At 72.4% G+C, this 19,199-nt stretch carries 10 protein-coding genes and 1 pseudogene; 6 read left to right on the top strand and 5 right to left on the bottom strand.

The genetic code is table 11. The annotated features are described in order from the left end of the window. The first annotated feature begins 84 nt into the window (after positions 1 to 84). On the top strand, positions 85 to 681 hold the full coding sequence (locus ACZ5WG_RS02390) for a hypothetical protein (protein WP_468720009.1): 597 nt from the start codon (positions 85 to 87) through the stop codon (positions 679 to 681). 477 nt (positions 682 to 1,158) lie between these two features. Here ACZ5WG_RS02390 and ACZ5WG_RS02385 read toward each other — a convergent pair whose 3' ends face one another. Then, positions 1,159 to 1,818: a TetR/AcrR family transcriptional regulator gene (locus ACZ5WG_RS02385; RefSeq protein ID WP_468720007.1), complete on the bottom strand. Its 660-nt coding sequence runs from the start codon at positions 1,816 to 1,818 to the stop codon at positions 1,159 to 1,161. A 138-nt stretch (positions 1,819 to 1,956) separates the two neighbouring features. Between ACZ5WG_RS02385 and ACZ5WG_RS02380 the strand changes: the two genes are divergently transcribed. From ACZ5WG_RS02380 to ACZ5WG_RS02365, 4 genes are all read left to right on the top strand, one after another. Beyond that, entirely contained in the window at positions 1,957 to 3,726 is a 1,770-nt protein-coding gene (locus ACZ5WG_RS02380; protein ID WP_468720005.1) for a glycoside hydrolase family 3 protein, read from the top strand. Between the two features lie 214 nt (positions 3,727 to 3,940). Beyond that, entirely contained in the window at positions 3,941 to 4,681 is a 741-nt protein-coding gene (locus tag ACZ5WG_RS02375; protein ID WP_030303523.1) for a response regulator transcription factor, read from the top strand. Next, a complete protein-coding gene (locus tag ACZ5WG_RS02370; protein ID WP_468720003.1) occupies positions 4,678 to 5,802 on the top strand; it encodes a HAMP domain-containing sensor histidine kinase in 1,125 nt (374 codons plus the stop codon). Before ACZ5WG_RS02375 ends, ACZ5WG_RS02370 begins: the two co-directional genes overlap by 4 nt. A 259-nt stretch (positions 5,803 to 6,061) precedes the next feature. Continuing rightward, positions 6,062 to 9,967, top strand: coding sequence for a multifunctional oxoglutarate decarboxylase/oxoglutarate dehydrogenase thiamine pyrophosphate-binding subunit/dihydrolipoyllysine-residue succinyltransferase subunit (locus ACZ5WG_RS02365; protein ID WP_468720001.1), 3,906 nt, complete (start codon positions 6,062 to 6,064; stop codon positions 9,965 to 9,967). A gap of 1,028 nt (positions 9,968 to 10,995) precedes the next feature. On the opposite strand, the gene ACZ5WG_RS02360 is transcribed toward ACZ5WG_RS02365, so the two are convergent. Beyond that, positions 10,996 to 11,208 carry a hypothetical protein gene (locus ACZ5WG_RS02360; protein ID WP_468720000.1) on the bottom strand — a complete coding sequence of 71 codons (213 nt, stop codon included), beginning with the start codon at positions 11,206 to 11,208 and terminating at the stop codon, positions 10,996 to 10,998. A 311-nt stretch (positions 11,209 to 11,519) separates the two neighbouring features. Here ACZ5WG_RS02360 and ACZ5WG_RS02355 point away from each other — a divergent pair, with 311 nt between their 5' ends. Further along, positions 11,520 to 12,278: a GntR family transcriptional regulator gene (locus ACZ5WG_RS02355; RefSeq protein WP_468719998.1), complete on the top strand. Its 759-nt coding sequence runs from the start codon at positions 11,520 to 11,522 to the stop codon at positions 12,276 to 12,278. Between the two features lie 547 nt (positions 12,279 to 12,825). On the opposite strand, the gene fxsT is transcribed toward ACZ5WG_RS02355, so the two are convergent. From fxsT to ACZ5WG_RS02340, 3 genes and pseudogenes are all read right to left on the bottom strand, one after another. Then, positions 12,826 to 15,831 (bottom strand): FxSxx-COOH system tetratricopeptide repeat protein, encoded by a 3,006-nt coding sequence (fxsT, locus tag ACZ5WG_RS02350; protein ID WP_468719997.1) that lies wholly within the window; start codon positions 15,829 to 15,831, stop codon positions 12,826 to 12,828. 64 nt (positions 15,832 to 15,895) lie between these two features. Beyond that, positions 15,896 to 17,152, bottom strand: a complete 1,257-nt coding sequence (locus tag ACZ5WG_RS02345; RefSeq protein WP_468719995.1) for an HEXXH motif domain-containing protein — start codon at positions 17,150 to 17,152, stop codon at positions 15,896 to 15,898. A gap of 719 nt (positions 17,153 to 17,871) precedes the next feature. Continuing rightward, positions 17,872 to 19,125, bottom strand: a pseudogene (locus tag ACZ5WG_RS02340) (FxsB family cyclophane-forming radical SAM/SPASM peptide maturase); the annotation flags it as partial. Positions 19,126 to 19,199: the final 74 nt, after the last annotated feature.

Genomic DNA, 19,199 nt, shown 5'->3' with positions numbered 1-19,199 from the left:
CGGATGTCGTCCTCCTGGTGCTTTCGGTACGGGGGGTGCCGACTCCATACTCGGGGTCGGTCCGGAAACCTGCGGGGGTGGGGTGTGCGCGCGTTACGAGCGGTGGCGGCGGTGCTGCTGGGTGCGGTGGTCCTGAGCGGATGCGGTTCGGGGGGTGGCGGGTCGGCCGACAAGCCGACCACGGGTGCCCCGGCCGGCGGCGGGAGCAGCGGCAATGGTGCGTCCGCTTCTGCGCAGCCGTCTCCCGGACCCGGTTCGAGCGCGACCGCCGAGCCGCCGGGGCAGCCGACGAGTACGCCGACGGCCTCGTCCGCGCCCGTCCCCCCGGCGCCCTCCTCGGCGCTGGAGCGCCTGGTCACGGTCACGCGGACCGGGGGGCTCGCCGGGAGGACGAGCACTCTGCTGGTCAAGGGCGACGGCTCGTGGACCCGGCTGGACGGGCAGGCGCACCCGGCCGGCACCGGGAAGCTGTCGGCGGACGGGGTGGAGAAGCTGCGCGCCGCGCTCCGGCAGGCGGACTTCGCGCACCTGCCCCGGGTCCCGAAGGGCGGGGCGACGATCTTCGACGGGTTCTACTACGCCTTCGTGCACGGCGGTTACGAGGTGGCCGCCGAGCAGGGGTCGCTGACGCCGGGCCTGCAGGGCGTGCTGGACGGGCTGCCCCCGTTCGAGGCGGGGTAGTCCGGCCCGGGGTGGTCGCCCGGGGTGGTCCGGCCCGGGCGGGCTGCTTTGACTTTCCCCAGGTCACGGCATTGACTGAAGGAAGAGCGACTACGGCAACAGAGGTCTGCCGGGACGCCCCGCGAGAAAGGTGGCGGCCCATGTATCGCAGACGTTCGAACGTGGTCGCGCGCACGCTCCCCGTCCTCGCCGCGGCTGCGTTGTCCCAGGTTCTCGTCGTGGGGGGATTCACCGCCCAGGCCTCACCGCTTCCGGCCAGGGCCGCGGTGGCGGCTGCTCCGGATTTCACCTGCCCCGCCGGTCATGACCCTCACGGGCAGGACTGCCGCAAGGGACACGGCGAGGGTTGTCCTCCGCTACGGCCGATCCCCGACGACCCGCCGGCACCGCAAGTGCCGCCCGCACCGCAGGTGCCGCCCGGCGCACGCGCGCACCAGCACACCTGATGACGCAGCAGCCGGGGCAACCGGAGCAGCCCTAGGGGGTGTCCGGCAGGCCCGTTCCCGACGTCGAGATCCCGCGCAGCTGCCGGTCGAGGTATCCGTGCAGCCGGGTCGGCATGTCCACGGCCTCGGGGGCCAGGACCCACTGGATCTGCAGGCCGTCCATGACGGCGAGGGTCTCGCGGGCGACGGCCTCGCAGTCGGTGCCGGGCCGGAGCTCACCCCGGGCGACACCCGCCTCCAGCAGCCGGACGTTGTGGGCGAGCACCCGGGCGTAGCGCTGCGTGAAGTACTCGTGCGCGGGGTGGCCGGGGTTGCCGGACTCGCCGACCAGCGTGTTGTACATCCGTACGAGTCCGGGCCGGCGGGCGTTGTCCGCGGCCAGGGCGACGACGGTGGCGTAGTACGCGGCCACGGACTCCTCCGGCCCGCTGAACAGGCGCTCCACGTCGCGCTGCTCGCTCTGCGCCAGCACCGCCAGGAGCAGGTCCTCCTTGCTGCGGAAGTGGTGCAGCAGCCCGCCCTGGGTGATCCCGCAGTCGTTGGCGATGCGGGCGAGCGAGGAGGCGTGGAAGCCCCATTGCGCGAAGTGCTCCACCGCGGTGTCGAGGATCTTCGCGCGGCGGGCGTCGCCCACCGCGTAGGTCCCCCGGCCGGTGGCCTTCGGGGCGGTCCGCTCCTTGTCCTGTGCCATGCGACCCACCCTAGGTCGTGTCGTTTCCGGCCTCGCGAGGGCGTGATTCAGGTCACTTTTCCAAAACCTAGTGGGTACATGGTTTTCGCGTTTACGGTGAGCACCCTCCGCCGGACCGCACCCAGGAGCCGTACGCCGATGAACGCCACGCCCGACGCCATCCCCCCGTACAAGGACGCCGCTCTCCCGGTGGACGTGCGCGTGGCGGACCTGCTCTCCCGGATGACGCTGGAGGAGAAGGCCGGCCAGCTCTTCCACTCCATGCTGATGATGAATCCGGACGGCACCCCGGTCACCGAGACCGACGGCTCGATGCTTCCGTTCACCACGCCCGAGCTGGTCGGGGACCGCTTCCTCAGCCACTTCAACCTGCTCGGCACGTACGGCGCCCGCGAGATGGCGCAGTGGCAGAACGCGGTGCAGGAGATGGCCGCGGCCACCCGGCTCGGCATCCCGGTCACGGTCTCTACCGACCCGCGGCACGCCTTCACCGACAACGTCGGCGCCTCCTTCAACGCCGGCGCCTTCTCCGCCTGGCCGGAGGCGCTGGGCCTGGCCGCGATCGGCGACCCGGAGCTGGTCTTCCGCTTCGCGGACACCGTCCGCCGCGAGTACCTCGCCGTCGGCTTCCGGGTCGCCCTGCACCCGCAGATCGACCTGGCGAGCGAGCCGCGCTGGGCCCGCCAGACGGGCACGTTCGGCTCGGACGCACGGCTGACGGGCGAGTTGGTGCGGGCGTACATCCGCGGGCTCCAGGGCCCGGAGCTCGGCCCCGGGTCCGTCTCGGCGATGGTCAAGCACTTCCCCGGCGGCGGCCCGCAGAAGGACGGCGAAGACCCCCACTTCGCGCACGGCAAGGAGCAGGTCTACCCGGGCGGGATGCGCGAGCACCACCTGGAGCCGTTCCGGGCGGCCGTCGCGGCGGGCTGCGCGCAGATGATGCCGTACTACGGCCAGCCGATCGGGACGGACTGGGAGGAGGTCGGCTTCGGCTTCAACAAGGGCGTGGTCACGGGCCTGCTCCGCGAGGAGCTCGGTTTCGAGGGGATCGTCTGCACCGACTGGGGGCTGCTCAACGACGCGGCGATCTTCGGCGAGGTCCACCCGGCGCGGGCCTGGGGCCTGGAGCACCTGACGGTCGCCGAGCGGGCGGCCCGGGCGCTGGACGCCGGGGCCGACCAGTTCGGCGGGGAACAGTGTCCGGAGGTGATCGTGGATCTGGTCCGCTCGGGCCGGATCCCGGAGTCCCGGATCGACGCGTCGGTGGCCCGGCTGCTGCGGGAGAAGTTCGTGCTGGGCCTGTTCGAGAACCCGTACGTGGACCCGGACGTGGCGGCGCAGACGGTGGGCCGGGCCGATTTCGCGGCGGCGGGGGCGGCGGCCCAGCGCCGCTCGCTCACGGTGCTGACCAACCGCGGCGGGCTGCTGCCGGCCCCCGGGCGCCCGAAGCTGTACGTGCAGGGCGTGGACGAGGCGGTCGCGGCGGGGTACGGCGAGGTGGTCTCCGACCCGGGGGCGGCGGACCTGGCCGTACTGCGGCTGCGCACCCCGTACGAGCCGCGGGAGAACATCTTCGAGTCGTACTTCCACTCGGGCTCGCTGGCCTTCGCGGAGCCGGAGCTGTCCCGGATCCTGGCGCTCCTGGACGCCGTCCCGACGCTGGTCTGCATCAACCTGGAGCGGGCGGCGGTCATCCCGGAGATCGCCGAGCGGGCGGCGGCGCTGATCGCGGACTACGGCGCCGAGGACGCCGCGCTGCTGGACGTGGCGTTCGGCCGGGCCGTGCCCGAGGGGCGGCTCCCCTTCGAGCTGCCGCGGTCGATGGCGGCCGTGGAGGCCTCGCGGCCCGATGTGCCGAACGACACCCTCGACCCCGTGTTCGAGCACGGACACGGGCTGGCCCTGTAGGGGGTCGACAAAAGCGCGCGGTGGCCGACGATCACCGCGCACCGGGTGGCCGTGCCGTGGGGGGACGGCCACCCGGCATCACCGCCCATATCCCCATTCCCGCCATAATCGGAACCGTTGCCTCCGCTGTTTTCCCTGTCTGAACCCCGCATAGCCGCAGGCCGGTGGCTCCTCTACGCTGCACCCCTACCACGCGGATCTTCAGGGGCGGGAAATGGAACAGACACACACCACCCACAGCGGCGCCGCGGCCACCCCCGGCGCTCAGCGGCGCGTGCTCGTGGTCGAGGACGACCGCACGATCGCCGACGCCATCGCTGCCCGGCTGCGCGCCGAGGGCTTCCAGGTGCAGGCCGCCTTCGACGGCCCGGCCGCCGTCGCCGCGGCCGAGAGCTGGCAGCCCGAGCTGCTGGTCCTCGACGTGATGCTGCCCGGCTTCGACGGCCTCGAGGTCTGCCGCCGGGTCCAGGCGCAGCGGCCGGTGCCGGTGCTGATGCTCACCGCGCGCGACGACGAGACCGACATGCTGGTCGGGCTCGGGGTCGGCGCGGACGACTACATGACGAAGCCGTTCTCGATGCGCGAGCTCGCGGCGCGGGTCCACGTCCTGCTGCGCCGCGTGGAGCGGGCCACCCTGGCCGCCACCGCCCCGCGCGGGGCCACGCTGCGCCTGGGAGATCTGGAGATCGACCACGCGCAGCGCCGGGTCCGGGTTCAGGCCGAGGACGTACACCTGACGCCGACCGAGTTCGACCTGCTGGTGTGCCTGGCCGGCACCCCGCGGGCGGTGCTCTCCCGGGAGCAGCTGCTCGCGGAGGTGTGGGACTGGGCCGACGCGTCCGGGACCCGTACGGTCGACAGCCACATCAAGGCCCTGCGCCGCAAGATCGGGGCGGAGCGGATCCGTACGGTCCACGGCGTCGGGTACGCCCTGGAGACCCCGGCCCAGGCATGAGCGGCGGACGCCCCGGCCGGGGGCACGGCGCCGGCCGCTCCGGTGGAGCCGGTGCCCGCACCGGGGGGCTGAGGCCGTTCTCCCCGTTCTCGATCAAGACCAAGCTGGGCACGCTCGTCGTGGTCTCGGTCTTCATCACGACGGGGCTGCTGATGGTGGCGCTGCGCACGGACACCGAGCTGCGGTTCATCACGGTGTTCTCGGTGATCGCCTCGATGCTGATCACCCAGTTCGTGGCGCACAGCCTGACGGCGCCGCTGGACGACATGACCCGGGTGGCCCGGGCGATCTCCCACGGGGACTACACGCGCCGGGTGCGCGGGGCCGGGCGCCGCGACGAGCTGGGCGACCTGGCCTCCACGATCAACCTGATGGCCGACGACCTGGAAGCCGTGGACCGGCACCGCAAGGAGCTGGTCGCCAACGTCTCGCACGAGCTGCGCACGCCGATCGCGGCGCTGCGGGCGGTGCTGGAGAACGTGGTGGACGGGGTCTCCGAGGCCGACCCGGAGACCATGCGGACGATGCTGAAGCAGACCGAACGCCTCGGCCGGCTCGTGGAGACCCTGCTGGACCTGTCCCGGGTGGACAACGGGGTGGTCCCGCTGAAGGCCCGCCGCTTCGAGGTGTGGCCGTACCTGTCGGGGGTCCTGAAGGAATCGGGCCTCGCGGCCGCCGGCCGGCCGGGCCTGCTCTCCGGCTCCGGCGGGCACACCCGCAACGACGTGCACCTGCATCTGGACGTGTTCCCGCCCGAGCTCACGGCGTACGCGGACGCCGAGCGCCTGCACCAGGTGGTGGCGAACCTGATCGACAACGCGGTCAAGCACAGCCCGCCGCACGGCAGGGTCACCGTCCGTGCCCGGGTCGGAGACGCACCCGGCAGCCTCGCGCTGGAGGTACGGGACGAAGGCCCCGGCATCCCGGAGGCGGAGCGGCACCGGGTCTTCGAGCGGTTCAACCGGGGCAGCGCGAACGGTGGCGACGGCGGTACCGGGCTGGGCCTGGCCATCGCCCGCTGGGCCGTCGGCCTGCACGGAGGGCATATCGGGGTGGCCGAATCGTCACGCGGCTGCCGGATCCTCGTCACGCTTCCGGGCAGCTCCCAGGCGTCACATTGACGTAGGGTTCGAGTGCGTAGGACATGATCTCGGCCACACGTGCCCGGGGTCCGTCAGGGGTGCGAAGCCATGGGGGCCGCAACCACGGTGCCCCCTACCCGAACCAGGCTGGTTTCCCGCCATTCAGAGCGGCGAAACCCGCCGTTCGGTGTGACCTACATGACGTAAGTCCCGCCCGGTCTGCATCCAGCGGCCAGGGAGGCGTAGCCTTTATTCCCGCTGTCCATACCTTGTGAAGCGGAAGAGGGCGGTTGCCGCCGTGTCGCCACAGTCCCCCAGTAACTCGAGCACCACGACCGAAGCAGCAGAGGGCGGGAAGACCCCTGCCTCAGGCTTCGGCGCCAATGAGTGGCTCGTCGACGAGATCTATCAGCAGTACCTCCAGGACCCGAATTCGGTCGATCGGGCCTGGTGGGACTTCTTCGCCGACTACAAGCCGGGGGGCACTGCGTCTCCGGTGAAGCCGGACGAGCCCAAGAAGTCCCCGACGACGGACGGCGCCTCCGCACAGGCCGCCCCTGCCGTCGCCCCACAGGTCTCCGACGCCGCCGCCACGGGGGCGGCGAGCGCCGCCGCGCCCTCTCTTGCCGCCGCGCCCACGCCTGTGTCAGCTCCTGCCCCTGCTCCTGCCACCCCCTCTGGTGCCCCTGCTGTGACTGTCACCTCCCAGGCCCAGGCCGCCGCACCGGCCGCCGCCGCCCCTCAGGCCCCGGCTCCGGCTCCGGCTCCGGCCGCCGCCCCCGTCGCCGCCCAGAAGCCCGCGCCCGCTGCCGCGCCCACCACCGGGGCCCCTGCGGGCCCCGAGCTGGTGACGCTCCGCGGCCCGGCCGCCGCGGTCGCCAAGAACATGAACGCCTCCCTCGACGTCCCGACGGCCACGTCCGTCCGCGCCGTCCCGGTGAAGCTGCTGTTCGACAACCGCATCGTCATCAACAACCACCTGAAGCGCGCCCGGGGCGGGAAGATCTCCTTCACCCACCTCATCGGCTACGCGATGGTGCAGGCCATCAAGGCCATGCCGTCGATGAACTACTCCTTCGCGGAGAAGGACGGCAAGCCCACCCTGGTCAAGCCGGAGCACGTGAACTTCGGCCTCGCGATCGACCTGGTGAAGCCGAACGGCGACCGCCAGCTCGTCGTCGCCGGCATCAAGAAGGCCGAGACCCTCAACTTCTTCGAGTTCTGGCAGGCGTACGAGGACATCGTCCGCCGCGCCCGCGTCGGCAAGCTGACGATGGACGACTTCACCGGCGTCACCGTCTCGCTGACCAACCCCGGCGGCCTGGGCACCGTCCACTCCGTGCCCCGCCTGATGCCCGGACAGTCGGTCATCATGGGCGTCGGCTCCATGGACTACCCCGCCGAGTTCCAGGGCACCTCGCAGGACACCCTGAACAAGCTGGGCATCTCCAAGGTCATGACCCTGACCTCGACCTACGACCACCGGGTCATCCAGGGCGCGGCCTCCGGCGAGTTCCTGCGCATCGTCGCGAACATGCTGCTCGGCGAGAGCGGCTTCTACGACGACGTCTTCGAGGCCCTGCGCATCCCGTACGAGCCGGTCCGCTGGCTCCGGGACATCGACGCCTCGCACGACGACGACGTCACGAAGGCCGCCCGCGTCTTCGAGCTGATCCACTCCTACCGGGTCCGCGGCCACGTCATGGCCGACACCGACCCGCTGGAGTACAAGCAGCGCAAGCACCCCGACCTCGACATCACCGAGCACGGCCTCACCCTGTGGGACCTGGAGCGCGAGTTCGCGGTCGGCGGCTTCTCCGGCAAGTCGATGATGAAGCTCCGCGACATCCTCGGCGTGCTGCGCGACTCGTACTGCCGCACCACCGGCGTCGAGTTCATGCACATCCAGGACCCGAAGCAGCGCCGCTGGATCCAGGACCGCATCGAGCGCCCGCACTCCAAGCCGGAGCGCGAGGAGCAGCTGCGCATCCTGCGCCGCCTGAACGCGGCGGAGGCGTTCGAGACCTTCCTGCAGACGAAGTACGTCGGCCAGAAGCGCTTCTCCCTGGAGGGCGGCGAGTCCGTCATCCCGCTGCTCGACGCGGTCATCGACTCGGCCGCCGAGGCCCGCCTCGACGAGGTCGCGATCGGCATGGCCCACCGCGGCCGCCTGAACGTCCTCGCGAACATCGTCGGCAAGTCGTACGCGCAGATCTTCCGCGAGTTCGAGGGCAACCTCGACCCGAAGTCCATGCACGGCTCCGGCGACGTCAAGTACCACCTGGGCGCCGAGGGCACCTTCACGGGCCTGGACGGGGAGCAGATCAAGGTCTCGCTCGTCGCCAACCCCTCGCACCTGGAGGCGGTGGACCCGGTCCTGGAGGGCGTCGTCCGCGCCAAGCAGGACGTCATCAACAAGGGCGGCACGGACTTCACCGTCCTGCCCGTCGCCCTGCACGGTGACGCGGCCTTCGCCGGCCAGGGCGTCGTCGCCGAGACGCTGAACATGTCGCAGCTGCGCGGCTACCGCACCGGCGGCACCGTCCACGTCGTCATCAACAACCAGGTCGGCTTCACCGCCGCCCCGGAGTCCTCGCGTTCCTCGATGTACGCGACCGACGTGGCCCGCATGATCGAGGCGCCGATCTTCCACGTGAACGGTGACGACCCGGAGGCCGTGGTCCGCATCGCGCGGCTCGCCTTCGAGTTCCGCCAGGCGTTCAACAAGGACGTCGTCATCGACCTCATCTGCTACCGCCGCCGCGGTCACAACGAGTCGGACAACCCGGCGTTCACGCAGCCGCTGATGTACGACCTGATCGACAAGAAGCGCTCGGTGCGCAAGCTGTACACCGAGTCCCTCATCGGTCGCGGCGACATCACCCTGGAAGAGGCGGAGCAGGCGCTCCAGGACTTCCAGGGCCAGCTGGAGAAGGTCTTCGCGGAGGTCCGCGAGGCCGCCACGCAGCCCGCGATCGCCCCGCCGGTCGCCCCCTCGCAGGCCGACTTCCCGGTACCGGTGACCACCGCGATCTCGCAGGACGTCGTCAAGCGCATCGCCGAGTCCCAGGTCAACGTCCCGGACCACGTCACCGTGCACCCGCGTCTGCAGCCGCAGCTGCAGCGCCGCGCGGCGATGATCGACGAGGGCACCATCGACTGGGGCATGGGCGAGACCCTCGCCTTCGGCTCGCTGCTGATGGAGGGCACCCCGGTCCGGCTGTCCGGCCAGGACTCCCGCCGCGGCACGTTCGGCCAGCGCCACGCGGTGCTGATCGACCGGGAGACCGGCGAGGACTACACCCCGCTGCAGTACCTGTCGGACGACCAGGCCCGCTTCAACGTCTACGACTCGCTGCTCTCCGAGTACGCGGCCATGGGCTTCGAGTACGGCTACTCGCTGGCCCGCCCGGACGCGCTGGTCCTCTGGGAGGCCCAGTTCGGTGACTTCGTCAACGGCGCGCAGACCGTCGTCGACGAGTTCATCTCCTCCGCGGAGCAGAAGTGGGGCCAGACCAGCGGTGTCACGCTGCTCCTGCCGCACGGCTACGAGGGCCAGGGCCCGGACCACTCGTCCGCGCGTCCCGAGCGCTTCCTCCAGATGTGCGCGCAGGACAACATGACGGTCGCGATGCCGACCCTGCCGTCGAACTACTTCCACCTGCTGCGCTGGCAGGTCCACAACCCGCACCACAAGCCGCTCATCGTCTTCACCCCGAAGTCGATGCTGCGTCTGAAGGCGGCGGCGTCGAAGGCGGAGGAGTTCACCACCGGTTCGTTCCGTCCGGTCATCGGTGACACCACGGTGGACGCGAACGCGGTCCGCAAGGTCGTCTTCTGCGCCGGCAAGGTCTACTACGACCTGGAGGCCGAGCGCGAGAAGCGCGGCATCACGGACACCGCGATCATCCGCATCGAGCGGCTGTACCCGCTGGCGGGCGCGGAACTCCAGGCGGAGATCGCCAAGTTCCCGAACGCCGCGAAGTACATCTGGGCGCAGGAGGAGCCGGCGAACCAGGGTGCGTGGCCGTTCATCGCGCTGAACCTGATCGACCACCTCGACCTGGCGGTCGGCGCGGACGTCCCGGCGGGCGAGCGCCTGCGGCGCATCTCGCGCCCGCACGGCTCCTCCCCCGCGGTGGGCTCGGCGAAGCGCCACCAGGCGGAGCAGCAGCTCCTGCTGAACGAGGTCTTCGAGGCGTAAGCCTCGCCGTACCGACGGAAGGCCCGGCACCCCTGGGGGGTGCCGGGCCTTCCGGCTGTCGGGTTGTCGGGTGTCCGGGTGTCGGGTGTCCGGGTGTCGGGTGTCCGGGTGTCGGGTGTCCGGGTGTCGGGTGTCGGGTGTCCGGCTTCCGGCTGTCCGCCGGGCTTTGCTTTGCTCGGGGCCTTCACCCCACCACCGCCTGACGGTGGCTGCCCACCCGCCCCCATCGACGGCGAGGTGGGGCGGAGCAGTGGATCGCCCGGACGGGGCCGCGAGCAGCGGCATTCCGCTGAGCCGAGTCGGCCGGCGAGGGGCGGTGGCTTCGGGGGTGCGGCACCCAATCACCCGGAATCAGAGAGGGTTTGGGGGTTTCCCGTCAGTCTCATCGTCTCTCCGGGCCGAGCCGCCCTGTCAAGGGCGCTCCCTGCGGTCGCGTCGCTACGCGATGGCCTTCGGCCACCCTGGACAGACCGTCCCGGCCCGGACATACGAAGACTGCCGGGAAGCCCCCAAAAGAACGGCACGGGTCAGAGTGCAATGAGCGGGGAGATCAGGGAGGGACTGCCGTGTTCCCGGGCCCGGCCGAGGCCCACCACCCCGGCCGGGCAGGGTCGAGGCCCAGGCATCGGGCAGGCTTCCGCCCGGGGCCCATCGGCAGGCACATTCCGGGTCGGGGGCGGCTCTGCCTGCACGAAACAGCGACCAGCAGCCCATCGGGAGCCGCTGATCGCGTCAAATCGCTACGCGCTCCTCATCGACGGCGTCCGCCGGTCGTCTGGGGCTGGGCATAGGCCGCCACAGATCGCTACGCGGCTGAGGTGCCCTGGCGGCGATCAGCCCGCCAGGGCTGGGCGCTCAGCGGCGGGCCCGGAGTTCGGGGTGGTGCCTCATGATCAGCACGTTCATGTCGCTGACGCGGGAGCGGTCACGATCCACCTGGGCCTGGAAGCGGGCCAAGACGTGAGCGGCGCACTCGGCGCAGGAGTCCGGAGGTACCGGCAACCTCGGAAACAGGTCGGCGGCCTCCATTACACGGCCTCGATGTTGGCCACGGCCATGGAGATCTCCCGGCCGGACGGTCCCCGGACGTACGCCAGCTTTACCCAGTGCTCACGGACCGGCGTGTCGGAGACGTCCTCCCGGACCACGGCCATCAGCTCGCCCTCGAGACCGGAGGCGATGTCGCGGACCCGGCGGCGCAGGAGACGGTGGGGTACGTATGCGTACTGCTCACTACTCATCGGACGTTCCCTGCAAGGTGTCGAGGAAGCGCTCCCAGCCAGCCAGCGCCCGTTCCAGTAGACCCGCGCTGGGCTCATGTGCCGCCGCCACCCTCACCGAAACGACGTCCCCCGAGTCGGCGCTGGGTGCATCACGATCTTGCGACATCCAGATCACTCCTCTCTAGAGATGTATCCACTACAGCTGGTGCGCACTGCAGCCGTCAAGAGATCTCTAGAGATCTCAGCCGAAGGGGGTGGACGGTCTGGTGCGTGCGGCGGCCCACTGGTGGCCCTAGGGTGTCTAGAGAGGAGAAGGAGTGATCGGTTTCATGACCAGCCAGGGCAGCGCCCGCCGGCCGAAGTACCAGCGGATCGCTGATGCGCTGAGGACCGCCATCCAGGCAGGCGAGTACGGCCCGGGCGACCGACTGCCAGGGGAGAACGACCTCATGGCCACCTACGAGGTCGCCCGGATGACCGCACGCCAGGCCCTCGGCGTACTGCAGAACGAAGGCCTCGCGGAAGCGCGGAAAGGTGCCGGCGTCTTCGTCCGCGCGTTCAGGCCCCTGCGGCGGCGCGGTATCCAGCGACTGGCGCACGAGCTGTGGGGCTCAGGCCGCTCGATCTGGTCCGCCGATTCCGAGGATCGAGAGCTGGTCGTCGATCAGATCGAAGTACGTGAAGAAGAGGCGAACAACCGGATCTCCGACGCCCTTGCCGTGCCTACAGGGGCTCACGTGTGGGTACGTAGGCGCCGGTTCGTCCTCGAGGGCAAACCCGTGCTTCTCGCGACGTCGTTTCTGCCGTCGGACATCGTTGCGGACTCTGCCGTCACTCAGATCGACACGGGACCCGGCGGTACGTACGCGCGACTGACCGAGCTGGGGCATGGCCCCGTCCACTTCCGAGAGGAAATCCGGTCCCGGATGCCTTCGGCCGACGAAGCCGAGCGACTTTCGCTCGCCATGGGCACACCGGTGATCCAGATCGTCCGTACCGCGTTCGCCGAAGGCGGGCGGCCCATTGAGATCAACGAGATGACTCTGGACTCCGCTTCCTACGTCCTTGAGTACGACTTCGACGCGTGATCCACGGTGGGTCGAGCCACCGGACAGCTTTCATCCCCGAGCGGCCGTCGGCCGCCGTCGTGGAGGAGCGCGTAGCGATCTGCTGCGCTCCTGCCTCCGATGGGCTGCTGAGCGCTGTTTGGTGCAGGTTAGAACCACCACCGACCCGGAACATGCCTGCGTATCCGCCCCGGGCGGAAGGTTGCCTGATGCCCGCGTCCTCGCCCCTGCCCGGCTGGGTGGTGGGCCTTGGCTGGGGAGCTCAGGGAGCGGGCAGTCGGTCCCTGATCTGCCTGCTCATTGCTCTCTGACCCGTGCCGTTCTTTTGGGGGCTTCCCGTCAGTCCTTTGTCTTTCCGGGGTGGGACGGTCGGTCAAGGGTGGCCGTAGGCCATCGCGGAGCGACGTGACCGCAGGGAGCGCCCTTGACGGGCCGACCCGCACCGGAAGGACTATGGGACTGACGGGAAACCCCCAAACCCTCCCTGATGCCGGGTGATGGGGTGCCGCCTCCCGCCGACCCTGCCCGACAGGCCGCCGGGCCCCGGCTTCCGCGCCGGTGGGGGCGCCTAAGGCTGGGGTTCGAAGTCCCAGTACGGGCGGTTCTGCTGGCGGGCCGAGACCGTGTGGACGTGTTGGGGGCCCAGGGTGCGGGTCAGGGCCTTGAGGCCGGCGTCCTCGTGTTTCTGGGCCTCGGTGTCCTCGCGGACCGAGCGGAGGTCGGCCGCCAGGGCGATCTGGGCGCTCAGGGTCATCGGGTGGTCCGGGCCCAGGATCTGTTCGCAGGAGCGCAACGTTTCGCGGCTCAGGTCCAGGGCGTCCGCCAGGCGGCCCGTGATGTTGCGGTGGCCCGTGGCGTTGAGGGCGCAGCCCAGGGTCCACGGGTGGCGGTCCCCGACCGCGCCGCGCATGCCGACCAGGGCCTGTTCGGCCAGGTTGAGGGCCTCGGTGCGCTCGCCCTGGGCGCGCAGGACGAGGCCGAGGTTGCCTACCGTGCCGATGCTGTACGGGTGGGCCAGCCCCAGCTGCGTCTGGTAGCCGCGGACGACCTCCTCCGAGATCCGGCGGGCCTCGCCGATGTCCCCGTACTCCCGCAGGTACGTCGCGTAGTCCGAGGCCACCATCAGCGTCCACGGGAACTCCGCGCCGAACACCCTCGTGGAGCGCTCCAGGACGCTGCGCAGCCGGGCCCCGGCGCCGGGGATGTCCCCGGAGCGGCGCAGGCACATGCCGAGGTTGTGCTCGGCGCGCAGGGTCTGGGGGTGGTTGAGGCCGAGGACCTGGGAGTTGAGCTTGAGGCCCTGTTCCTGCCGGGCGAGGGCTTCGCGGTAGCGGCCCATCAGCCGCAGTCCCATGGCGCAGCCGATGCCGGAGGACAGGGTCGCGATGTGCCGTACGCGCAGTACCCGCTCGCGCCGCCGCAGGGTGTCGAGGTCGGCTTCGTACGCCTCCTGGTAGCGGCCCAGCAGCCTCAGCGCGACGGCGACGTTGTTCTCGGCGTTGAGGGTGGTGGAGTCGTCCTCGCCGAGCAGCTCGCGGTAGCGGGCGAAGGCGTGCTCCAGCAGTTCGCGGGCCTGGTCGAACTTGGCGGTGCTGAGCAGCACCCCGGCGTACGTGCTGGTGGCGCGCAGCGTCTCCAGGTCACGGTCGCCCCGCTCGGCCAGCAGCCGGTCGGCGACCGATTTGGCGAGGGTCTCGGCGCGCTTGAAGTGCCCGAGCATCCGCAGGGCGCCGCCGTAGTGGTAGCTGAGCTCGCGGACCTGGTCGTGGTCGTCGCCGAGCATCGTGCGCCACACCGCGTCGGTCTGCTCGGCGAGCCGCAGGCAGGTGCGGTACTCCCCGGCGAGGATCAGGTAGCGCAGGCAGTGCAGCAGGAAGGTCTGGATCCGCGGGTTGCTGCTGGTCAGCACGCCGGCGGTCTCCAGGTGCGGGATCAGTTCGGCGTAGCGGGGCCACAGCCGGGAGTCGGACGGGCGGCCCGGGTCGGCGGCGGCGAGGACCTGCCGGACGGCGCGGGAGAGGGGCTCGGCCTCGTCCTCGGAGAGGTTCTCGCGGACGATCCCGTGCACCATGCGGTGCAGCTGTACGGTCTCCAGCCCGCCGCCCTCCTCCACGGACAGGTCGGAGTACTCGAGGCGGACGACGGAGAACTGGACGAGCTTGTTGAGAGCGGCGTTCCACCGGATCTGGTCGTTGATCAGCCCGGCGAGCTGCTCGGGCACGTCGTCGGCGGGGAACTCGCGCAGCAGCCGCAGCGGCACCGGCCCGGGGGCGAAGAACACGAACAGCCGCAGCAGGGAGAGCGCGTCGGGGAAGTTCTCCCGGACGTTGTTCAGCAGTATCGCGAGGGCGGTCGGGAAGGGCAGCGGGTAGTCGTCGGAGACGGTGACGGCCTCCCGGGAGTCCAGTCTGCGCTGGAGCAGGGCCAGGTAGTCGCCCACCGTCAGCGGTGAGTCGGCGAGCCAGCCGGCGGTCTGGTCGAGGGCGAGGGGGTAGTCCTCCAGGGCCTCGGCGAGCTGGTCGGCCTCCTCGCCGGTGAGCCGGCGGGCCCGGCGGCGGATGAAGGTGATGGACTCGGGCCGGGCGTACAGCGGGACTTCGAGGAGGCTGGTGTGCCGGGAGGCCCATTCGCGGTTGCGGGAGGTGATGATGACGTCGCCCGCGCCGGACGGCAGCAGGTCGGTGAGGTCGTCGGGGTTGTCGCAGCCGTCGAAGACCACCAGCCAGCGGCTGTACGGGGATCCGCGCCGCAGCGCCTCGAGGACGGCCCGGATCTGCTCGCCGTAGCTGCCGGCGCCGCGCGGCAGGCCCATCGCGGGGGCCAGGTCGGCGAGCCGCTCGCGCAGGGTGGGCCGGTCCTCGGCGGGGACCCACCACACCACGTCGTACTCGGAGGCGAAGCGGTATGCGTACTCGGTGGCGACCTGCGTCTTGCCCACCCCGGACAGCCCGAGCAGGGTGACGGTCGAGGCGCCGGGCGGGGCGTCGGCGAGGGCGGCGCGCAGCCGGCCGATGACGTCGTTGCGGCCGGTGAAGCGCGGGTTGCGGCGCGGGACCCGGCCCCAGATCTCGGGCGGGTCGTTGGGGAAGCGGGGGCCGCGGCGGCCGGTCTCGGCGCCGATCCGGTCGGTGGGCAGTTCGAGCCGGCGCAGCACCCGGTACTCCGCCTCGTACGCGTCCAGCCCCCACAGGTCGGTCTTCTCCAGCACGGCGACGGCGCTGGGCAGCGGCGCGTCCGTGAGGCAGACGGCCGCGAACCGGTCGGGGTGGTGGTCGGTGACGGTGCGCAGTGCGGTGTTCCACTCCTCGTCGGTGTGGGTGCCGGCGGAGAAGTAGCGCTCGCTGAGGATGAGCAGGACCCGGCTGCCGCTGCGGGCCAGGTCGTCGAGGGCGGGGGCGAGGCCGGGGCTGGACTGCGGGTCCCAGCGCGCGAGGGCGACCCGGTGGCCGTGCTCCTCGAGGCGGTGGGCGATCCACACGGCCCAGGGCCGGTTGAACCCCGCGAAGCTGATGACGAAGCGCTGCGGCTGCGCGGCTCCGTCGCGGTCTCGGTCCTGCCGAAGTCCGGTGGTCATGCGGCCGTCTCCCTGGAATCCGGGCGGTGGACGGGGTTGAAACGGTAGCGCAGCGGACGGTCCGTCACCCCTGTGCGAACGGGGCGAGTTCGGGGTGCTGCGCGCACCAGGCGCGGCGTTCCCGGTCGACGGCGCGACGGGCGACGGCGTGCTGGTCCCCCGGCGGCGGCAGGTCGTCCATGGCGCGTTCGGCTGCGGCCATGCCGGCGGTGAACTCCCGGCCGGTGGCGGTGAGTTGCGGATGCCGTTGGAGCACGGGGAGGACGGCGGCGACCTGGGCGCGGATCCGGGCGTGCTGGGCCCAGGCGCCGCGGGCGCCGTAGAGGGCGGCGCGCTGCCAGTATCCGGCCAGGGCCAGGTGGGCGTACGCGCCGTGCAGGAGTCCCTCGAGCGGGCGGGGGTCGCTGCGCCAGGGGGCCCAGTGCCGGGGTGTGCGGTCGGCGGTGTGCAGGGTCAGGACGTCGGCGAGGGCGGTGAGCTTGCCGTGCTGGACCTCGTGGACGAGGGTCGCGGCGAGCGCGGGCGGGGCCTGGGTGCGGGCGAGCACGGACCCGGCGGCCGCGGGCAGCGTGGCGCCGCTGGAGCGGGAGCCGCCGCCCAGCGGGACGACGGAGCGCAGCAGCAGGCCGATCTCCTCGGCGCGGGCGGTGTCGTACCGGTCGAGCAGGGTGAGCGCGCCGGACCACTGGGTGTCCCAGCGCTTGTGGCCCTTGGGCGTGAGCCGGCGGGCGGGGCGCACGGGCGCCGGGTGGGCGGGGCCGGGGGCCCGGTAGGGGTCGAGGTCGTCGAGGGCGGTGCGGCCGCCGGGCAGGGTGTGCAGGGCGAGGGTGGCGGGGTCGTCGGGGTCCCAGGAGCACTCGGTGAGGGCGAGCGGGCCGGGCCGGGCGGGGCGCAGCAGCCCGAGGGTGGGCAGGACGAGCCGGCCGTTGACGGGCCGCAGGGTGGCTTTGAAGGCGATCCCGGAGCGCAGGGCCGCGGCGACGGCGAGGGCGCCGAGGTGGCCGAGGTCGGCCGGGGGCCCGTACGGGGCGTGAAGCCGGCGCAGGGTCTCCTCGGCCCACACCCCGGTGGCCGGGTAGTGCAGTACGTCGCGGACGGCGTCGGGATCGTGCCGTTCGGCCTCCTCCAGCAGGGCCCAGTGGTCGGCGGCCTCCCCTGCCCGCCCGCCGGGGGCGGCGTCGAGCACTCCGCGCAGCAGGACGAGCCGCTTGGAGCGGCGGATGTCGCGGACCAGGCGGGTGCCGCCGACGGAGGGCTCGGTGGAGGCGAGGGCGCTCAGGGTGGCCGAGGTGACGGTGAATCCGGTCAGAGGGGCGCTCATGAGGCGGCTGCCCGCGCGTTCGCCTCGCCGGCGGTGAACGGGCCGAGGGGGCCGACGCCTGGGACGGCGGTACGCCGGGGCGCCTGGCCGACGCCTGAGGCGGCGCTGTGCCGGGGCGTCTGGCCTGCGGCAGCCGGGGCGGATGCCTGCCGGTCTCCCGGCGAGGCCACGGCCTGCCCGCCGGCCGGCGGCCTGGGGACGGCCTGCCGGGGCGCCAGGCCTGCGGCAGCCGGGCCGGACGCCTGCCGGGCTCCCGGCGGGGCCACGGCCTGCCCGCCGGCCGGCGGGCAGGGGACGGCCTGCCGGGGCGCCAGGCCTGCGGCAGCCGGGCCGGACGTCTGCCGGGCTCCCGGCGGGGCCACGGCCTGCCCGCCTCCCGGCGGCCTGGAGACAGCCTGGCGGGGCGCCAGGCCTGCGGCAGCCGGGCCGGACGCCTGCCGGGCTCCCGGCGGGGCCGCGACCTGCCCGCCGGCCGGCGGCCTGGGGACGGACTGCCGGGGCGCCAGGCCTGCGGCAGCCGGGCCGGACGCCTGCCGGGCTCCCGGCGGGGCCACGGCCTGCCCGCCGGCCGGCGGGCTGGGGACGGCCTGGCGGGGCGTCTGGCCTGCGGCAGCCGGGGCGGATGCCTGCCGGTCTCCCGGCAGGGCGGCGGCCCGGCCGTCGGCCGGCGGCCCGGCGGTGGACTGTCCGGGGGCGGTCTTTGCGGGGACCGGCTGCCCGGCCGCGGCCTGCTCGGGCAGGGCCCCGGTGGCGGCAGCGTGCAGCGCCGCCGCGATGTGGCGGATGACGACCTGGAGGTCGGCGCAGTACACGGAGGGCCGGCGGAAGCCCTCGCCGGCGCGGTAGCGGTGCGGGTAGTGGCCGCCGCCGCAGACCTCGACGAGCTCGCACGAGCGGCAGCCGTCGGCGAGCGCCTCCCGGCCGAGCTGGCGAGCGGCGAGCCCGGGGTGGTCGAGGAACGCGTCGAAGCTGTGGTGCTCCAGGGTCATTCCGGTGGCGGCGGCGCCCTCGTAGGCGGATTTGAGCGAGTCGGCCTGTTCGATGGCGCCGTCGGTCTCGATCACGGCGGTGGTGGCGGGGGCGAGGCCGAGGGTCTCGGTGGCGGCGGGCAGTCCGAGCAGCAGGGCGATGATCTCCTCGAAGATCCGGATCCGGGTCGGCAGGACCGCGTCGTGCCACCAGCGTTCGAAGACGGCGAGGAGCCAGTCGGCGTACGGGGTGCCGGGCGGGTGGTGGCCGGGCGGCGGGGTGCTCCAGTTGGCCAGCGGCAGCAGCAGCCCGATGACCGGCGGGGCGAAGGCGAGCAGGGACTCGTACGTCTCCACCGGGTCCTGGTCGAGATCGACGACGCATAGCACGCCGGCGTAGCTCTCGGGGTGCCGGGCCAGGAGGCGCAGGCCCCGGGCGGCGGCGCCGAACCCGGGGCGCCCGGTGTGGTCCACGCGGCGCGTGTTGTGCGCGGGCAGACCGCCGTCGAGGCTGACGCCGATGCGTATGCCGGCGGCGGCGAGCGCCGCGAGCCGGCTGCGGGTGAGCAGGGTGCCGTTGGTCTGGACGGTGGCGGTGACCCGGGTCCGCGGCGAGGTCCGGGCGAGGGCGGCACGTACGGCGTCGACGGGGGCGGCCAGTTCGGCGGGGGCGGTGAGCAGGGGTTCGCCGCCGTGCAGGACGAGGTCGACGCGGGCCAGGTCGTGGGCGGCGGCGTGCTCGGCGATGCGGTCGGCGGCGCGGGCGGTGGTGGCCGGGGACATCGCGGCCGGCTGGCCGCGCCAGCCCTGGTCGGCCATCTCGTACACGTAGCAGTAGGTGCAGGCGAGGTTGCAGCGGCTGCGGGTCTTGAGCACGAACTGCCGTATCGGGTGCGGCCGGTGGCCTGCGGCGCGCAGCGCGGCCACGTCGAGCCGGGCGTACGGCCACGGCGCGTGGATCCGATGGGAGGGCAGCACGGCATCGCTCGTGTCGGTCTGCCTCATCGTTCGTACCTCCCGCGCCGCGGACGGTGCATCCCTGCCCGGCGGACGGCACCGGCTAACGGCGGAAACGGGTC

It is taken from the genome of Streptomyces sp. NPDC032745, from assembly GCF_055579465.1.
Note: the sequence above shows the minus strand (reverse complement) of the source record. Positions and strands in the feature narration are given on the sequence as shown.

Excerpts from the sequence above, each read along its gene's own strand:
- ACZ5WG_RS02385 (WP_468720007.1), bottom strand. The coding sequence starts at position 1,818 with ATGGCACAGGACAAGGAGCGGACCGCCCCGAAGGCCACCGGCCGGGGG.
- ACZ5WG_RS02355 (WP_468719998.1), top strand. The coding sequence starts at position 11,520 with ATGACCAGCCAGGGCAGCGCCCGCCGGCCGAAGTACCAGCGGATCGCT.
- ACZ5WG_RS02360 (WP_468720000.1), bottom strand. The coding sequence starts at position 11,208 with ATGAGTAGTGAGCAGTACGCATACGTACCCCACCGTCTCCTGCGCCGC.
- fxsT (WP_468719997.1), bottom strand. The coding sequence starts at position 15,831 with ATGACCACCGGACTTCGGCAGGACCGAGACCGCGACGGAGCCGCGCAG.
- ACZ5WG_RS02375 (WP_030303523.1), top strand. The coding sequence starts at position 3,941 with ATGGAACAGACACACACCACCCACAGCGGCGCCGCGGCCACCCCCGGC.
- ACZ5WG_RS02380 (WP_468720005.1), top strand. The coding sequence starts at position 1,957 with ATGAACGCCACGCCCGACGCCATCCCCCCGTACAAGGACGCCGCTCTC.
- ACZ5WG_RS02345 (WP_468719995.1), bottom strand. The coding sequence starts at position 17,152 with ATGAGCGCCCCTCTGACCGGATTCACCGTCACCTCGGCCACCCTGAGC.
- ACZ5WG_RS02370 (WP_468720003.1), top strand. The coding sequence starts at position 4,678 with ATGAGCGGCGGACGCCCCGGCCGGGGGCACGGCGCCGGCCGCTCCGGT.